The sequence below is a fragment of the Streptomyces sp. NPDC048370 genome (assembly GCF_043200825.1).
Classification (GTDB): domain Bacteria; phylum Actinomycetota; class Actinomycetes; order Streptomycetales; family Streptomycetaceae; genus Streptomyces.
Genome location: NZ_JBICYI010000006.1, coordinates 15992 through 32838, shown reverse-complemented (window position 1 = coordinate 32838; position 16847 = coordinate 15992). Strand labels below are relative to the sequence as shown.

Genomic DNA, 16847 nt, shown 5'->3' with positions numbered 1-16847 from the left:
GTACCGCCGAGCGGAGTAGTGGCGCACGGCATGGAGTCCTGAACCGGGTTGCCGGAGGGGGCGGTTGACACCGCCCCCTCTCTTGCACCACCCTTTCACTACTTGATTAGTGAAAGGGTGGTGAAGGGGAACGTGCTCGAGTACCGGATCGACCGGCGCAGCGGGGTCGCCACCTACCTCCAGATCGTCCAGCAGACCGAACAGGCCCTCCGGATGGGCCTGTTGGAGCCCGGTGACCAACTGCCCACCGCGCGCGAGGTCGTCGAGACGACGGCCATCAACCCGAACACGGTCCTCAAGGCCTACCGCGAACTGGAGCGCGCCGGCCTCGTCGAGGCCCGCCGGGGCATGGGCACCTTCGTCCGCGCGACGCTCGGAGCCGCCCCCGCCGAGTCGCCCCTGCGCGGCGAACTCGCCGACTGGGCCCGCCGGGCCCGCGCGGACGGCCTGGAGCGCGAGGACGTGGCCGCGCTCTTCACTTCCGTACTGAAGGAATTCTTCGAGGGGGACGCATGACCAGTGGTACGGCCCTGAGCACAGAGGGCCTCGGCAAGCGGTACGGGGGGCGGGGCGGCGCCAGGTGGGCCCTACGGGAGTGCTCGTTCGCGCTCCCCGCCGGCCGGGTCTGCGCGCTCGTCGGCCCCAACGGCGCCGGCAAGTCCACGCTCCTGGCCCTCGCGGCCGGGCTGCTGCGCCCCACCGAGGGCACGGTCCGCGCCCCCGCCCGCGAGGATCTCGCGTACGTCGCCCAGGACAAGCCGCTCTACCCGCAGCTCACGGTCGCCGAGACGCTCAGGATGGGCCGCGAACTGAACCCGGACCGCTGGGACGGGACGATCGCGGACCGCGTCGTCGCCGCGGGCCCCCTGGACCCGGCGGCCCGGATCCGCTCCCTCTCGGGCGGCCAGCGCACCCGCGTGGCCCTCGCCCTCGCCCTCGGCAAGCGACCCGAACTCCTGCTCCTGGACGAGCCGATGGCCGACCTCGACCCCCTGGCCCGCCACGAGCTCATGGGCGTCCTGATGGCCGACGCGGCCGAGCGCGGCACGACCGTCGTCATGTCCTCGCACATCCTCACGGAGCTGGAGGGCGCCTGCGACCACCTGCTCCTCGTCGACGACGGCCGCGTCCGCCTCGACGGCCCGATCGACGACCTCCTCGCCGCCCACGTGCTCCTTCGCGGCCCGGTCGCCGACCTCGCCCCGCACACGGTCGTCGACTCCCGCACGACGGGCCGCCAGCTCACCGCCCTGGTCCGCAGGGAGGGCCGCGTCGAGGGTCCGTGGGAGACCACGCAGCCCACCCTGGAGGACCTCCTCCTGGCCCACCTCCGCGCCTCGAAGACCCCCGAAGGAGCCTCCGCGTGACCACGATCCCCCTGAAGGGCGTCCACTGGGTGACGGCCCGCCAGCACCGGAGAGTGCTGGTCCTCTCGGCCGCCGCCGTGGCGCTGAGCCTCGTCTCGATGGCCTGGCTCCGCTACTGGGACTCCCGTACGGTCGGCACCGACCAGGACCACGGCTACGCACTGCTGCGCATCGCCGTGGACTGGGCCGCCAACGGGCTCCTCTTCGTCCCGCTCCTCGTCGGCGCGTTCGTGGCGGGCCCGCTGCTCGCCCGCGAACTGGAATCGGGGACGTACAAGCTGGCCCTGACCCAGTCCGTGACGCCGACCCGCTGGCTGGCGTCGAAGCTGCTGGTCGCGGGCGCGGCGACGATCGCGTGCACGCTCGTGCTCATCGGCACCTTCCGGCTCGGCTGGGCCAACGTCGAGGGCACCTCGACGTTCCAGTGGTACGACCAGGGCGTCTTCGCGGCCTCGGGGCCCGTCCTCGTCGCCCACGGTCTGCTCGCCGTGGGCGTCGGCGCCGTGCTCGGCCAGCTGGTCCGCCGTACCGTCGTCGCCATGGCCGCCACCGGTGCCGTCACCGGCACCGTCCTGCTGGTCGTGAGCACGCTCCGCTGGGACTGGCTGCCCGTCAGGACCGCCACCGCGCCCTTCGCCCCGGGCGGCGAGGTCGTGGCCGTCGTGCCGGACGACGCGCGGCAGGCCGACGCCGGGCTCCTCACCAACACCGGCGAACGCCTGGAAGGCTGGTACTGCGCCGAGCCCTTCGACCCCACCCACTGCCGGAACGACGTGACCGTGGCCAGCCAATTCGCGGACTACTACCCGGCCTCGTACTACTGGCCCCTGCAGCTCATCGAGACCGGCATCTGTCTCGTCCTCGCCGCCCTCGCCCTCTTCGCCGCGTTCCGCATCCTCCGCGCCCGGCACAGCTGACCTGTAGCCGGGGCGCGCCCCGAACCCGTACCGTACGAATCAGGCCAGGGAAATTCGGCCGGTGGGGCCCTCCAGGGCCCCACCCCCGATTCCCGCCCAGGACGCCCACGAGTGAACCCACCACTCAGCCCGGCCCACGACGCCCCCGGCCCAGGTTGCCCACGGACGCCCGCACGTCATGTCGTTGTTACCAGCCATTCAGACGCGCTTGCGACGCTCACGCAATGAAGCCCGCCGTGCCTCCTCCCGCCCAGGCGCTCCCGAAGGGGAGGCTGCCCGCGTCCACGGCCCGCTCCGCCGCGCCCGACCGGCCGTTCGCGCGGAAGAATGGGGCCATGAGCAAGCAGCCCGCCGAGGTCCCGGTCCAGCCGTCCGCCACGCCGTCCACGACGCCGCCCGCGAAGAACGCGAAGGCGCCCGGGAAGAAGCCCGCGAACAGCGCGGGGAAGGGCGAACCGGCCACCCAGCCGACCGTCGGTTCCATAGCCGCACACCGCCCCACCACCGTCACGGGCGCCCGCGGCTCGGACCTCGACCCCGACCTGGACGCCGACCTCGACGGCTACGAGGACGACGGCACCTCCGGCGAGCTCCCCCAGGGCCGCTTCCTCGACCGCGAGCGCAGTTGGCTCGCGTTCAACGAGCGCGTCCTCGAACTCGCCGAGGATCCCACCACGCCCCTCCTCGAACGGGCTAACTTCCTCGCCATCTTCGCGTCGAACCTCGACGAGTTCTTCATGGTCCGCGTGGCCGGTCTCAAGCGCCGCATCGCGACCGGCGTCGCCACCCGCTCCGCCTCCGGCCTGCAGCCCCGCGAGGTCCTCGAACTGATCTGGACCCGCTCGCGCGAGCTCATGGCCCGGCACGCCGCCTGCTACCAGCAGGACGTCGCCCCCGCCCTGGCCGACGAGGGCATCCACCTCATCCGCTGGCCCGAGCTGACCGAGAAGGAGCAGGCGCGCCTCTTCACCCTCTTCCGCCAGCAGATCTTCCCGGTCCTCACCCCGCTGGCCGTGGACCCCGCGCACCCCTTCCCGTACATCTCCGGCCTCTCCCTCAACCTGGCCGTCGTCGTACGCAACCCGGTCAGCGGCCACCGCCACTTCGCCCGCGTCAAGGTGCCCCCGCTGCTCTCCCGCTTCCTGGAGGCCTCCCCGGAGCGGTACGTCCCGCTGGAGGACGTCATCGCGGCGCACCTGGAGGAGCTCTTCCCCGGCATGGAGGTGCTGGCCCACCACATGTTCCGGGTGACCAGGAACGAGGACCTGGAGGTCGAGGAGGACGACGCCGAGAACCTGCTCCAGGCCCTGGAGAAGGAGCTCCTGCGCCGCCGCTTCGGCCCGCCGGTCCGCCTGGAGGTCGAGGAGTCCATCGACCCGTACGTCCTCGACCTGCTCGTCCGCGAGCTGAAGGTCTCCGACGCCGAGGTCTACCCGCTGCCGGGACCGCTCGACCTCACCGGTCTCTTCGGGATCGCCTCGCTCGACCGGCCCGAGCTGAAGTACCCCAAGTTCGTCGCCGGCACCCACCGGGACCTCGCCGAGGTCGAGTCGGCCTCCGCGCCCGACATCTTCATGGCGCTGCGCGAGCGGGACGTGCTGCTGCACCACCCGTACGACTCCTTCTCCACCTCCGTCCAGGCCTTCCTGGAGCAGGCGGCCGCCGACCCGGACGTCCTCGCGATCAAGCAGACGCTGTACCGGACCTCCGGCAAGTCGCCGATAGTCGACGCGCTGATCGACGCCGCCGAGAGCGGCAAGCAGGTCCTCGTCCTCGTCGAGATCAAGGCCCGCTTCGACGAGCAGGCCAACATCAAGTGGGCGCGGAAGCTGGAGGAGGCCGGCTGCCACGTCGTCTACGGCCTCGTCGGGCTCAAGACGCACTGCAAGCTCTCCCTCGTCGTCCGACAGGAGGGCGACGTCCTGCGCCGGTATTCGCACGTCGGCACCGGCAACTACCACCCCAAGACGGCCCGGCTCTACGAGGACCTCGGCCTGCTCACCGCCGACCCGCAGGTGGGCGCCGACCTCTCCGACCTGTTCAACCGGCTCTCCGGCTACTCCCGCCGCGAGACCTACCGCCGGCTGCTCACCGCGCCCAAGTCGCTGCGCGACGGGCTCGTCTCCCGGATCCACAAGGAGATCGCCCACCACCGCGCGGGCCGCCCGGCGTACGTACGGATCAAGGTCAACTCGATGGTCGACGAGGCGATCATCGACGCCTGCTACCGGGCCTCGCAGGCCGGCGTCCCCGTCGACATCTGGGTCCGCGGCATCTGCGCGATCCGCCCGGGCGTCGCCGGCCTCTCCGAGAACATCCGGGTCCGCTCGATCCTCGGCCGCTTCCTGGAGCACTCCCGGATCTTCGCCTTCGGCAACGGGGGCGAGCCCGAGGTCTGGCTCGGCAGCGCCGACATGATGCACCGGAACCTCGACCGGCGCATCGAGGCCCTGGTCCGGGTCGCCGACCCGGCCCACCGGGCGGCCCTGACCCGGCTCCTGGAGACCGGAATGTCCGACACCACCTCCTCCTGGCACCTCGGCCCGGACGGGAACTGGACGCGGCACGCGACCGACCCCGAAGGCCAGCCGCTGCGGCACGTCCAGGAGATGCTCATCGACGCGCGGAGGCGCCGGCGTGCACAAACCTGACCCCCTTTCGGCCACCGCGGGCGTCACCGCGGGCGTCACGGCGGGAGAGGTCCTCTCCCCCTACCTCCAGGCGCGGGCCGGGGACTTCCTGCGCGCCCTGCGCCTGCACACGGAGGCCGGGGCGGACACGACCGGTTCGGCGGAGGCCGCCCGCGCGCTGCGGGCGGCCGCCCGGCGCATCGGCGGAACGCTCCACACGTTCCGGCCGCTCCTGGACTCCCCCTGGGCCGACCAGCTGCGTACGGAGCTGGCCTGGCTCTCCGGGACGCTCGCCCTGGAGCACGCCTGCACCGCACGGCTCGTCCGACTGGTGGACGCGCTGTCCCGGCTGTCGAGCGGCGGGCACGGCCCCGGCGGTGCGGTGCCCGCCGCGCGCGGTGCCGAGAGCTCCGGCCTGACGGTCGGCGCCGCCCGGGCCGGCGCCCTTCTGGAACGCCAGCTCACCCTGGCCCGTACGCGCGCCCACTCGGCGGCGCTGCAGGCGCTGGGTTCCTCCCGCTTCCACGCGGTCGCGGACGCGGTCGCGCTCCTCGCCTCCGAGGTTCCGCTGGGCCCCGCGGGGGCGGCCCAGGCGGTCGAGGTCCTGGACGCGCCGGCCGCGGTCGTCGAGCGTCGCCTGCTCGACGCGGTCGGCGGCCTGCCGCTGGCCCGCGCGGCCCACCCGTACAACGCCGACGCCCTCGCCCTCGCGGCCGGCGAGACGCAGGACGCGCCCTGGCACCAGACCCGGCTGCTGCTGCGGCTGCACCGGTACGCCTGCGAGGTGCTCCGGGGCGACACCCCGCCGGACCCGGTCCTCGACGAGGCCGGCCGGGCCCTGAACCGGCACCGCGACGCCTCCGAAGCGGCCGCCGCCGCGGCCGGAGCGGCCCGCACCCCCCGGATCGCCCCGGCGACCGCGTACGCGCTCGGCGTCCTCCACGCCGACCAGCGCCACGACGTCGAAGCCGCCCGCTTCGCCTTCCAACGAGCCTGGCAGCACGCCACGGCCCCGGTGCTGTGAACAACGCGCGCGTGGACCAGGTGATCCAGGCGGCGGGCTGCGTCCTGTGGCGCCCCGCCCCCTCGGGCCGGGGCATCGAGATAGCCCTGGTCCACCGGCCGAAGTACGACGACTGGTCGCACCCGAAGGGGAAGCTGAAGCGCGGCGAGACACCGGAGGAGTGCGCACTGCGGGAGGTACGGGAGGAGACGGGCCAGTCCTGCGTCCTCGGCCCCCGCCTCCCCACGGCCCACTACCTGGCGAACGGCCGCCCGAAGGAAGTCACGTACTGGTCGGCGCGGGCCCTGGGCGGCACCTTCACCCCGTCGAGGGAGGTCGACCGCCTGACCTGGCTGGCCCCCGGGCAGGCCCGCGCGCGATTGACCCAGGCGAGGGACAGGGACCTCCTGGACACGTTCCGGGCGAGTCGGTCGAGCCAGTAGTGGGCAGTCGTCCGGTCGGGCCCCGCCCGGGCGCTCGCCACCCACATACCCCCACCGCCATCCGCCGCAGGCCACCGCACCCGTCCTTCCGGCACGGTTCACTTTCCGTTCACCCTCCCCCGTCGGCCGCTTCACCTGTTCTGCCTAATTTCGGCTGTACAGGGTGCACAGGAAGAGCGCTGCACCCCCAACCCCGACACACGCCGCCGTAAAACGTTCAGGCCACCCGGTCCGCGGCTGGCGGCTTCTGGAAGGAACACCCGAAAGTGAAGCTTTCGCGCATGAACGGGCTTCGCGCCTCCGCGATCGGTGCCCTCGTCGTTTCCGGCGCCCTCGTCCTCTCGGCGTGTGGCTCGGACAACAACAGCGGCACCACGCCGAACGGCGAGAAGACCTCGGCCGCCGCGTCGAACATCAAGTGCGACGGCGCCAAGGGCCAGCTCCTCGCCGCGGGCTCCTCCGCGCAGAAGGGCGCGATGGACCTCTGGGTCAAGAACTTCCAGGCCGCCTGTGAGGGCGTCGAGGTCAACTACCAGGCCATCGGCTCCGGCGGCGGCATCACCAAGTTCAACCAGGGCCAGGTCGCGTTCGCCGGCTCCGACTCCGCGCTGAAGGAGGAGGAGGTCGCCGAGTCCGCGAAGATCTGCAAGACCGGCAAGGGCGTCAACCTCCCCATGGTCGGTGGCCCCGTCGCCATCGGTTACAAGCTGGACGGCGTGGACAACCTGGTCCTGGACGCCCCCACCCTCGCCAAGATCTTCGACAACAAGATCACCAAGTGGAACGACCCGGCGATCGCCAAGCTGAACCCGGGCGCCGAGCTGCCCGACAGCAACATCCAGGCGTTCCACCGCTCCGACGAGTCGGGCACCACCCAGAACCTGGGCAAGTACCTCTCGACGGCCGCCCCGGCGGACTGGAAGCACGACCCGAAGTCGAAGTCGTGGCCGGCCCAGGGTGGCCAGGCCGCCAACGGCTCCTCCGGTGTCGCCACCGCGGTCAAGGACGCCGAGGGCTCCATCGGCTACTTCGAGCTCTCCTACGCCGCCGCCAACAAGATCTCCACGGTCAAGCTGAACACCGGCGCCTCCGCCCCGGTCGAGGCCACCTCGGAGAACGCCTCCAAGGCGATCGCCGCCGCGAAGGTCAAGGGCACCGGCTCCGACATGGCGCTCTCCCTCGACTACGCCACCAAGGCCGAGGGCGCCTACCCGCTGATCCTCGTCACCTACGAGATCGCCTGCGACAAGGGCAACAAGGCGGAGACCCTGCCGACCCTGAAGGCGTTCCTCAACTACACCGTCAGCGAAGAGGGTCAGAAGATCCTCGCCGAGGCCGGTTACGCCCCGCTCCCGGCCGACGTCGCGGCCAAGGTCCGCGAGATCGTCCCCACCCTGTCCTGATCCCCGGCCGGGGCCGGTCCGCCACCCTCGCGTGACGGACCGGCCCCGGCATCCGGTGCACCGCCGCCAGGAGCCGTACGCACGTACGACTCCGCAGACCGGAGAGACCAGATGGTTACGACAACCACACCACCCATACGAAACAGTCGCCGCGCCAAGAACGCGTCGCGCCCGGGAGACCGGGTCTTCCTCGGACTGTCCAAGGGGTCCGGCATCACCCTCCTGGTGATCATGGCCGCGATCGCCGGCTTCCTCACCTACCGCGCCGTCCTCGCGATCTCCAAGGACTCCACGAACTTCTTCACCACCTTCGAGTGGAACCCGGCCGGCGTCCCGCCGGTGTTCGGCATCGCGGTCCTCGCCTTCGGCACGATCGTCTCGTCGATCATCGCGATGGCCATCGCCGTGCCGGTCGCGATCGGCATCGCGCTGTTCATCTCGCACTACGCCCCGCGCAAGCTGGCCAAGCCGCTCGCGTACGTGGTCGACCTGCTCGCCGCCGTCCCCAGCATCATCTACGGCCTGTGGGGCGCGATCTTCCTGGTCCCGTACCTCGACGGCCTCAACAAGTGGCTGAACGAGTACTTCGCCTGGACCTACATCTTCGACAAGGCCAGCGACGGCGTCGCCCGCAACCTCTTCACCGTGGGCATCCTGCTGGCGATCATGATCCTGCCGATCATCACCAACGTGACCCGTGAGGTCTTCCTCCAGGTCCCGCAGATGCAGGAAGAGGCCGCCCTCGCCCTCGGCGCCACGCGCTGGGAGGTCATCCGGATGTCGGTCCTGCCCTTCGGCCGCTCGGGCATCATCTCCGCCTCGATGCTGGGCCTCGGCCGCGCGCTCGGCGAGACGATGGCCGTCGCCGTCGTCCTCTCGCCCAGCTTCATCCTCTCGGGCCACATCCTCGACCCGGGCGGCGGCACCTTCGCCCAGAACATCGCGGCGAAGTTCAACGAGGCCGACGCCTTCGGCCGTGACGCCCTGATCGCCTCCGGTCTGGTCCTCTTCGTCATCACGCTGCTGGTCAACGGCGCGGCCCGCTGGATCATCGGTCGCCGCAAGGAGTACTCGGGGGCCAACGCATGAGCCACAACGCCATACAGGATCGTCCGGCCGTGACCGTCGCCGTGAAGCACGATCCGCTCAGCCACTCCCGGCTCCCCAAGTGGACCCCGTTCGCCACCGCCGTAGGGTCGATCGCCGCGGCCGTCGGCCTCGGCCTCGCGGCCGGCTGGCACAGCCGCATCCAGTGGGGCCTGATCGCCGCGCTGTTCTTCGTCCTCGGGACGTACGCGATCACCTCCAAGGTCGAGGGTCGCCGTCAGGCCAAGGACCGCGTCGCCACCAGCCTCGTCTGGGTCTGCTTCGTCCTGGCCGTCATCCCGCTGCTCTCCCTCGCCTGGGTCACGATCAGCAAGGGCATGGAAGTCCTCGACCCGTACTTCCTCACCCACTCGATGAACGGCGTCCTCGACGCCGAGGCCGGCGGCGGTGTCTACCACGCGCTGCTCGGCACGATCGAGCAGGTCGCGATCGCGACCCTGATCGCCGCGCCGATCGGCCTGCTGACCGCGGTCTACCTCGTCGAGTACGGCGGCGGGAAGCTCGCCCAGGCCGTCACCTTCTTCGTCGACGTCATGACGGGCATCCCGTCGATCGTCGCGGGCCTCTTCATCCTCGCCACCTGGAATCTGATGCTGGGCTTCGGGCCCTCCGGATTCGCCGGCGCGATGGCCCTCGCGATCCTGATGATGCCGGTCGTGGTCCGCTCCACCGAGGAGATGCTCAAGCTCGTCCCGAACGAGCTGCGCGAGGCCTCCCTCGCACTCGGCATCCCGAAGTGGCGCACGATCCTGAAGGTGGTCCTGCCCACCGCGATCGGCGGCATCACCACGGGCGTCATGCTCGCGGTGGCCCGCATCACCGGTGAGACGGCCCCGATCCTGCTCCTCGTGTTCGGTACGAAGCTGATCAACCCGAACCCCTTCGAAGGCGCCCAGTCCTCGCTGCCGCTGTACGTGTACGAGCAGTACGCGGTCGGCACCGACGCCGCCGTGGCCCGCGCCTGGGCCGCCGCGCTCGTCCTGATCGCCTTCGTCATGATCCTCAACCTGGTGGCCCGCGGCATCGCCCGCTGGAAGGCCCCCAAGACCAGCCGCTAGGTATTCGACATTCGGCTCCGCCGAGCGGGGCTACCCCTGGAAGTGAATTGATATGGCCAAGCGAATCGACGTCAGCGGCCTCTCCGCGTACTACGGCGCCCACAAGGCGATCGACGACATCTCCATGACGGTCGAGCCCCGCTCGGTGACGGCCTTCATCGGCCCCTCCGGCTGCGGCAAGTCCACGTTCCTGCGCACCCTCAACCGCATGCACGAGGTCACCCCCGGTGGCCGCGTCGAGGGCAAGGTCCTCCTGGACGACCAGGACCTCTACGGCGCCGGGGTCGACCCGGTCGCCGTGCGCCGCACGGTCGGCATGGTGTTCCAGCGCCCCAACCCCTTCCCCACCATGTCGATCTTCGACAACGTGGCGGCGGGCCTGCGGCTCAACGGCTCGTACAGGAAGTCCGAGCTGAACGACATCGTCGAGCGCTCCCTCAAGGGCGCGAACCTCTGGAACGAGGTCAAGGACCGCCTGAACAAGCCGGGCTCCGGCCTCTCCGGCGGTCAGCAGCAGCGTCTGTGCATCGCCCGCGCGATCGCGGTCGAGCCCGACGTCCTGCTGATGGACGAGCCCTGCTCGGCCCTCGACCCGATCTCTACGCTCGCGATCGAGGACCTGATCGGCGAGCTGAAGGAGCGCTTCACGATCGTCATCGTGACGCACAACATGCAGCAGGCCGCCCGCGTCTCGGACCGTACGGCGTTCTTCAACCTGGCGGCCGTGGGCCAGCCGGGCAAGCTCATCGAGCTGGACGACACCGAGCGCATCTTCTCCAACCCGACCGTCCAGGCGACCGAGGACTACATCTCCGGCCGCTTCGGATAAACAGACATCCGGCCCGTGTGCGTCCCGCGCACGGGCCGGGCAGCGCGTCCTGCGGTGCTGCATGGCGGTGCCACCGCAAGACGAAAGGGCCCGGCTCTCCTACAGGAGAGCCGGGCCCAACCACGTTCCGGGGGCGTCAGCCGAAGAACAGCTGCACCACGTAGAAGCTCGCCGCCGCGACCAACGCGGCCGCCGGCATCGTGATGAACCACCCCAGGATGATGTTCTTCGCGACCCCCCACCGCACCGCGTTCACCCGCTTCGTCGCCCCCACGCCCATGATCGCGGACGTGATGACGTGCGTCGTGGAGATCGGCGCGTGGAACAGGAACGCCGAGCCGAACATGATCGTCGCGCCCGTGGTCTCCGCCGCGAACCCCTGCGGCGGGTCCAGCTCGATGATCTTCCGGCCGAGCGTCCGCATGATCCGCCAGCCACCCGCGTACGTACCCAGCGAGAGCATCACGGCGCACGCGATCTTCACCCAGACCGGGATGTCGTCGCCCGCCTGCTGCACATCGGCGATGACCAGGGCCATCACCACGATGCCCATCGTCTTCTGGGCGTCCTGCAGACCGTGACCGAGCGCCATGCCCGCCGCCGACACCGTCTGGGCGATGCGGAAACCGCGCTTCGCCTTGTGCGGGTTGGACTTGCGGAACATCCACATGATCAGGCACATGACCAGGTAACCGGCGACAAGGCCGACGACCGGCGAGATGAACATCGGGATGACGACCTTGTCGAGGACGCCCTCCCAGATCACCTCCGTACCGCCCGCGAGCGCCGCGCCCACCATGCCGCCGAACAGCGCGTGCGAGGAGGAGGACGGCAGACCGAAGTACCAGGTGACCAGGTTCCAGATGATCGCGCCGACGAGCGCGGCGAAGAGGATCCCCATCCCCTTGTCGCCGTGCGGCGTCTCGATCAGGCCCTCGCTGACGGTCTTGGCGACCCCGCTGCCGAGGAACGCTCCGGCGAGGTTCATCACCGCGGCCATCGCAAGGGCGGCCCGCGGGGTCAGCGCCCGGGTCGAGACCGAGGTGGCGATGGCGTTGGCCGAGTCGTGGAACCCGTTGGTATAGGTGAAGCCGAGCGCGACACCGATGGTCACGATCAGCGCAAAGGTGTCCACGAAGCCTCAGGACTCCTTGACCGCGATGGTCTCCACCGTGTTCGCCACGTGCTCGAATGCGTCGGCCGCCTCTTCGAGGACGTCCACGATCTGCTTGAGCTTGAGCACCTCGATGGCGTCGTACTTGCCGTTGAAGAGCTGGGCGAGCAGCTTGCGGTGGATCTGGTCGGCCTGGTTCTCCAGGCGGTTGACCTCGATCCAGTACTCGGTGAGGTTCGACATCGTCCGCAGGTTCGGCATCGCCTCGGCGGTCAGCACGGCCGCGCGGGACAGCACCTCGATCTGCTGCTCGACACCCTTGGGAAGCTCTTCGACGTTGTAGAGGACGACCAGGTCGACGGCCTCCTCCATGAAGTCCATGATGTCGTCGAGGGAGGAGGCGAGGGTGTAGATGTCCTCGCGGTCGAAGGGCGTGATGAACGAGGAGTTCAGCTGGTGGAAGATCGCGTGGGTAGCATCGTCACCCGCGTGTTCCGCTGCCCGCATCCGCTCCGCGATCTCGGCCCGGGCGGAAGGCTCCGCCCCGAGCAGTTCCATCAGGAGCTTCGAGCCCGTGACGATGTTGTCCGCGGACGCGGCGAACATGTCGTAGAAGCTCGTCTCCCTGGGGGTCAGACGAAAGCGCACGTGGGGTCCTCGGGGTGCTGGGTTTCGGTCAGGCTGATGCTAGGCGCATCATCCGGCCACGGCTAACCGGCGTCCCTTCAGTGTCGCCCATCAGGCACAGTGATCTGCACGGACCCCCGCCCGGATCGGCGGGGATCGGTACCATATACCCACGAGGGGTATACACACCCTTTCTGGACAACGGGAGGACGCGATGACGACCACCGAGGCGGCCGAGGTCACCCCCGAAGCCTCCGCACCCACGACCGACCACGATCACGGCGTGCACGGCTACCACAAGCAGAAGGACGAGCACCTCAAGCGGCTCCGCCGGATCGAGGGCCAGATCCGCGGTCTGCAGCGGATGGTCGACGAGGACACCTACTGCATCGACATACTCACCCAGGTCTCGGCCTCCACGAAGGCCCTCCAGTCCTTCGCGCTCCAGCTCCTGGAGGAGCACCTGCGGCACTGCGTCGCCGACGCCGCGACCAAGGGCGGCGACGAGATCGACGCCAAGGTCGAGGAGGCCACGAAGGCCATCGCCCGGATGCTGCGTACCTGAGAGCCCGGGGCCGCCGGCGACGGCGCCCCGGTCGATCAGCAACGGTCGGCCCGCTCCGTGGCGACCCGCAACACCTCGTCGATACGGTCCGCGCTGAGCCGCTCCCCGTCGGCCGCCGACGCGGCGATGATCAGCTCACCGCACAGCTCGATCTCGGCGAGAGCGACGCAGTCCTGGTCAGTGGGCACTGTCGCGGTACTGGGCGGAGCCACGCGCGTTCACCTCTTCCTGCCGGCGTCGGTCTCCCAGCGTAGGGAGCGCGCCACGCACCGCGCATGACTCGTCCGGACCATTTGGCAATGGCCTGGGGGTGGCTTTTCTCCGCCGCTACACCTTGATCTTTCCCGCGTAGATGTCCTTGCGGTGCGGCAGCCGTACGTCGACGGGGGTGCCGAACCCGTACAGCAGGGTCGTCGACGCGACCGCGACCGTACGCCCCTGGTTGGCGAAGCTGAACTGGTGCCGGACCTTGCGCAGCCTGCCCTCCGCGTCGAGGTACGCGTCGAAGGGCACGGAGTCCTTGGCGAACCCTTTCGCCGCGGCCGCGAGCGCACCACGCACCTGCGGCGAGGCGGCCCGGGCGGCCACGCCGATGTCCGCGACGCCGCGGTAGTGGCTGACTTTCACCCCTGCCAGATCGACCTCGCCGACGTACGTCACGCGCTGCGCGCCGCGCAGCAGCTCGGCCGCCGCGGCCGGGTCGGTGGCCCCGTTGGTGATCAGGTTGCCGTCGTCCAGGGTGGTGGTGTCCACGCGGACCCACTTGTCGGCCGGGACACCCGCGCCGCGGTTCTTCATGTAGAGCGCTCCGGGGGCGAGGAGCTCGGTGATGGGCCGGTGCTCGTCGGCTCCGGCGGCGTCCTTGGGCAGGACGACCTGGAGCCGGCCGGTCCGGCGGCGGAAGTCGTAGCCGCCCTCGCCCCGGATGGTCACGCGCGTCCCGCCGGTGGCCATCTCCATACTGGTGGTCGCCTTGGCCGTACCGGCCCGGGTCAGCACCTCGGACGCGTCCCGCACGGTCCTGGTCGGGTCGCCGCCGGGCCGGGGGTCCTCGGGTCCGGCACATCCGCCGGCCATCAGAGCTGCGGCGACGGCCAAGGCCCCGCCCCTGCGCCCGTACCGCTGCACCACCATCGCCTGCCAACCCCCAACGCCGTACCGCTGCCTGTCCGGGACCCACCCGATCCGCATAACGACGGCTCGGGCGACCCGTCACGCGCAGTACCGTTGAGGCGTGCACCACCAGGCCCCGCATCACACGACCACGACGGAACGCGGCTCCTTTGCGGTCGCCCGCTGCAGCTGTGGCTGGACGGGCCCGGCGCGAAGATCACGGGACAAGGCCCGGACGGACGCGGCCACCCACACCGACACGACGCGCCAGACGGTGTAGCCGCTCGCTCCAGCTCCTTCGGGCTAGGCCGGCGGTGTGCCGCAGTGCCGACGAACGGGCCACCGCAGGCACCCGGAACGGTGGCCCGCCGCCCTGCGTACAGCCACGGCCGTTTGCGGCACCACCGCCGCCGGATCGTGGTCAGCAGGCCGTGGCCTCGATCAGGTAGAAGGGAGCCGCCTCCAGCAGTGGGGTCGCCGACACGACGGACAGTCCCGCACGGTGGCACACCTCTTCGAAGTCCTTGCGGGTACGTTCCCTCCCGCCCAGGTTCACCAGCATGTTGAGGTCGCTGAGGTAAGTGATCCCGCCGTCTGCGGCGTGCGCAGCGGCGCCGGTACCTACGACTTCGGGAAGCACCGGCTCCACGATCAGGACGTGGCCGCCGGGCGGTAGTACCTCGCGGCAGTGGCCGAGGATCGTGACGGCTTGATCGTCCGACCAGTCGTGCAGGACGCTCTTGATCAGGTACAGGTCCGAGCCGCCGGGCACGGAGCGGAAGAAGTCGCCTGCGGCCAGGGAGCAGCGGTCCGCCACCCCGTGCCGGTCAAGCGTCTTCGGTGCCTGGGCCAGGCCGTCCTCGGTGTCGTGGAGGACGCCGGTGAGCTCCGGGTGCGCGGCGAGTATGCCGGCCAGGACCCTTCCGTCGCCGCCGCCGATGTCGGTGACCGAAGTGAAGCGGCTGAAGTCGTAGGCGTGCGGCAGCACGGCGGCCGTCTCCTCGGAGGCCTGGCTCATCGCCGCGTTGAAGTCGGCGGACAGCTCGGGGTGTCGGCCGAGAAAGCTGAAAAAGTCGGTGCCGAAGACGGCGTCGAACGCGATGCCGCCGGTGCGGACGCTGCTGTCCAGGCCGTCCCAGGCCCGCACGATCGCCGGGTCGGTGAACATCCGGACGAACGAGACGAGCGAGTCGGGGCGGCTGGAATCGAGAAGGGCGCCGGCGGCAGTCACTGAGAACGTGTCGGGTTCGTGCTCCTCCATCAGGCCCAGACCGGCGAGGGCGCGCAACAGCCTCGTCATGGGTTGGTGCTCGGCTCCTGCGTCGGCGGCCACCTCGCCGGCCGGCCGCCGGCCGTCGCCGATCAGGTCGAAGACTCCGAGCCGCAATGCGGCGCGCAAGGTCTGCGAGGCCATGCTGCCGAAGGCGAGCTGGACGATCAGACCTCGGTCGGCCATGGCCTCTTGGATAGCAGCTGTGTCTACGGTGCTCACGGATGACTTCCTTCCTCGTCGGGATGGGTGGCTGTGGTGTTCGGGGGTGCGGGTCAGAGGCCGGCCAGGGCAGCGGGCGTGCACCCGGCGAAGGCGAGGACGTCGCGGTGGAGGTGGGACTGGTCGGCGTAGCCGTGCGCCAGGGCGACGTCCGCGGCGTTGCCACCCGCGCGGAGGGCCTGGGCGGCCTGGTCGAAGCGGACGAGCATGGCGGCGCGCTTGGGTGTGAGGCCGATCTGGGCATTGAACCGGGACCACAGCCGCTTGCGGCTCCACCCGCAGGACGCGGCGAGGTCGTCGACCCGTACCCGGCCCCCGTGCGCCACGATGGTGTCCCACACACCGGCGACCTCGGGTGTCATTGACCGGCCCTGGGCGGCCCGGCGGGTGAGGAACTCGCTGACCAGCGTGAAACGTTCCTGCCACGCGGTGGCGGCGGCCACCCGTTCACGGAGCTGCCGTTCCTGCCGCCCCCACAGGTCTTCCAGGCCGACGACCGCCCCTTCCAATTCGTGCGGCGACACACCCAGCAGCGCGTAAGCGGCGCCGGGCGACAGACACATCTCGATGCACTCGACGTCCCGGCCGTGGATCCGCGTGGGACCGGGCGACAACGACGCGACCAGGCTGGGATGAGGGTTCGGGCTCGTCGAGGGTCGTTGCGCGGTGCCGCCTTCGACCGTGAACGGGTCGTTCCCCAGGCCGATGACGACGACCACGGCAGGCTGGGGCAGCACCCGCAGGTCCAGTGCCTGGCCGACGCGATCCCGGAAGCCGGCCATCCGGACACCGGGAAGGGCAGGCGCGCAGCCGGGCCGCACTACTTCCCACCCGCTGTCGGCTGCATGGTCGCCGTCGGAACCATGGTCCACGGCCACGGCTCCGGCCTCGGCATCCGCTTCGTCGCTGTGCATGCCCCCACCCTGACGGACCCGGGCCGCCCCGTCTTGGAAAAAAGTTCCGCGGGCCGACGCACGGAGCCCCGAGCGGCCACCAGGGAGTTTTCTTCGGATCGTCTGATCGTCGGTTGATGTGTGATGTTGGCTGACGCCCAGTGGGCGAGGATCGAGCCGTTGCTGCCGGACCGGACTCCGAAGCGGGGAGGGCGGTGGCGGGATCACCGGCAGGTGATGGACGCGATCGCGTTCAAGTACCGCACCGGTACGCCGTGGACGGAAC

General features: G+C 70.5%; 17 protein-coding genes and 1 pseudogene. 12 read left to right on the top strand and 6 right to left on the bottom strand.

The window, feature by feature from the left end; genetic code table 11:
• The first annotated feature begins 132 nt into the window (after nt 1-132).
• From ACGFYP_RS15125 to pstB, 10 genes are all read left to right on the top strand, one after another.
• The gene (locus ACGFYP_RS15125) at nt 133-516 is read left to right on the top strand and encodes a GntR family transcriptional regulator (RefSeq protein WP_361960631.1); all 384 of its coding nucleotides are present in this window, start codon (nt 133-135) and stop codon (nt 514-516) included.
• The gene (locus ACGFYP_RS15120; RefSeq protein WP_393492471.1) at nt 513-1367 is read left to right on the top strand and encodes an ABC transporter ATP-binding protein; all 855 of its coding nucleotides are present in this window, start codon (nt 513-515) and stop codon (nt 1365-1367) included. The genes ACGFYP_RS15125 and ACGFYP_RS15120 overlap by 4 nt, the downstream gene beginning before the upstream one ends.
• On the top strand, nt 1364-2284 hold the full coding sequence (locus tag ACGFYP_RS15115) for an ABC transporter permease (RefSeq protein WP_393492468.1): 921 nt from the start codon (nt 1364-1366) through the stop codon (nt 2282-2284). The genes ACGFYP_RS15120 and ACGFYP_RS15115 overlap by 4 nt, the downstream gene beginning before the upstream one ends.
• 335 nt (nt 2285-2619) lie before the next feature.
• Entirely contained in the window at nt 2620-4935 is a 2316-nt protein-coding gene (locus tag ACGFYP_RS15110; protein WP_393492465.1) for an RNA degradosome polyphosphate kinase, read from the top strand.
• Nucleotides 4922-5938 (top strand): CHAD domain-containing protein, encoded by a 1017-nt coding sequence (locus tag ACGFYP_RS15105; protein ID WP_393492462.1) that lies wholly within the window; start codon nt 4922-4924, stop codon nt 5936-5938. Before ACGFYP_RS15110 ends, ACGFYP_RS15105 begins: the two co-directional genes overlap by 14 nt.
• Before the next feature lie 11 nt (nt 5939-5949).
• Nucleotides 5950-6360, top strand: coding sequence for an NUDIX hydrolase (locus ACGFYP_RS15100; RefSeq protein WP_393492459.1), 411 nt, complete (start codon nt 5950-5952; stop codon nt 6358-6360).
• 266 nt (nt 6361-6626) lie between these two features.
• Nucleotides 6627-7763, top strand: a complete 1137-nt coding sequence (gene pstS / locus ACGFYP_RS15095) for a phosphate ABC transporter substrate-binding protein PstS (protein WP_393492454.1) — start codon at nt 6627-6629, stop codon at nt 7761-7763.
• A gap of 111 nt (nt 7764-7874) precedes the next feature.
• The gene (pstC, locus tag ACGFYP_RS15090) at nt 7875-8852 is read left to right on the top strand and encodes a phosphate ABC transporter permease subunit PstC (RefSeq protein ID WP_393492448.1); all 978 of its coding nucleotides are present in this window, start codon (nt 7875-7877) and stop codon (nt 8850-8852) included.
• The gene (gene pstA / locus ACGFYP_RS15085) at nt 8849-9928 is read left to right on the top strand and encodes a phosphate ABC transporter permease PstA (protein WP_393492443.1); all 1080 of its coding nucleotides are present in this window, start codon (nt 8849-8851) and stop codon (nt 9926-9928) included. The genes pstC and pstA overlap by 4 nt, the downstream gene beginning before the upstream one ends.
• A gap of 52 nt (nt 9929-9980) precedes the next feature.
• Nucleotides 9981-10757: a phosphate ABC transporter ATP-binding protein PstB gene (pstB, locus tag ACGFYP_RS15080; protein WP_393492438.1), complete on the top strand. Its 777-nt coding sequence runs from the start codon at nt 9981-9983 to the stop codon at nt 10755-10757.
• 136 nt (nt 10758-10893) lie between these two features.
• Here pstB and ACGFYP_RS15075 read toward each other — a convergent pair whose 3' ends face one another.
• Both ACGFYP_RS15075 and ACGFYP_RS15070 read right to left on the bottom strand, forming a co-directional pair.
• Nucleotides 10894-11892 (bottom strand): inorganic phosphate transporter, encoded by a 999-nt coding sequence (locus ACGFYP_RS15075; RefSeq protein ID WP_361960309.1) that lies wholly within the window; start codon nt 11890-11892, stop codon nt 10894-10896.
• A gap of 6 nt (nt 11893-11898) precedes the next feature.
• Nucleotides 11899-12519, bottom strand: coding sequence for a DUF47 family protein (locus ACGFYP_RS15070; RefSeq protein ID WP_361960307.1), 621 nt, complete (start codon nt 12517-12519; stop codon nt 11899-11901).
• 193 nt (nt 12520-12712) lie between these two features.
• On the opposite strand from ACGFYP_RS15070, the gene ACGFYP_RS15065 reads away from it, so the two are divergent.
• Complete coding sequence (locus tag ACGFYP_RS15065) at nt 12713-13063, top strand: metal-sensitive transcriptional regulator (RefSeq protein WP_361960305.1); 351 nt, start codon at nt 12713-12715, stop codon at nt 13061-13063.
• 35 nt (nt 13064-13098) lie between these two features.
• Here the strand turns inward: ACGFYP_RS15065 and ACGFYP_RS15060 are convergent, their stop codons facing one another.
• From ACGFYP_RS15060 to ACGFYP_RS15045, 4 genes are all read right to left on the bottom strand, one after another.
• On the bottom strand, nt 13099-13275 hold the full coding sequence (locus ACGFYP_RS15060; protein ID WP_315896168.1) for a hypothetical protein: 177 nt from the start codon (nt 13273-13275) through the stop codon (nt 13099-13101).
• Nucleotides 13276-13390: 115 nt separating this feature from the next.
• A complete protein-coding gene (locus ACGFYP_RS15055; RefSeq protein WP_393492418.1) occupies nt 13391-14197 on the bottom strand; it encodes a hypothetical protein in 807 nt (268 codons plus the stop codon).
• Between the two features lie 400 nt (nt 14198-14597).
• Nucleotides 14598-15632: a methyltransferase gene (locus ACGFYP_RS15050; RefSeq protein ID WP_393492413.1), complete on the bottom strand. Its 1035-nt coding sequence runs from the start codon at nt 15630-15632 to the stop codon at nt 14598-14600.
• 89 nt (nt 15633-15721) lie between these two features.
• Nucleotides 15722-16582 (bottom strand): helix-turn-helix domain-containing protein, encoded by an 861-nt coding sequence (locus ACGFYP_RS15045; protein ID WP_393492409.1) that lies wholly within the window; start codon nt 16580-16582, stop codon nt 15722-15724.
• A gap of 123 nt (nt 16583-16705) precedes the next feature.
• Here ACGFYP_RS15045 and ACGFYP_RS15040 point away from each other — a divergent pair.
• Nucleotides 16706-16813 (top strand): annotated as a pseudogene (locus ACGFYP_RS15040) (transposase); the annotation flags it as partial.
• Nucleotides 16814-16847: the final 34 nt, after the last annotated feature.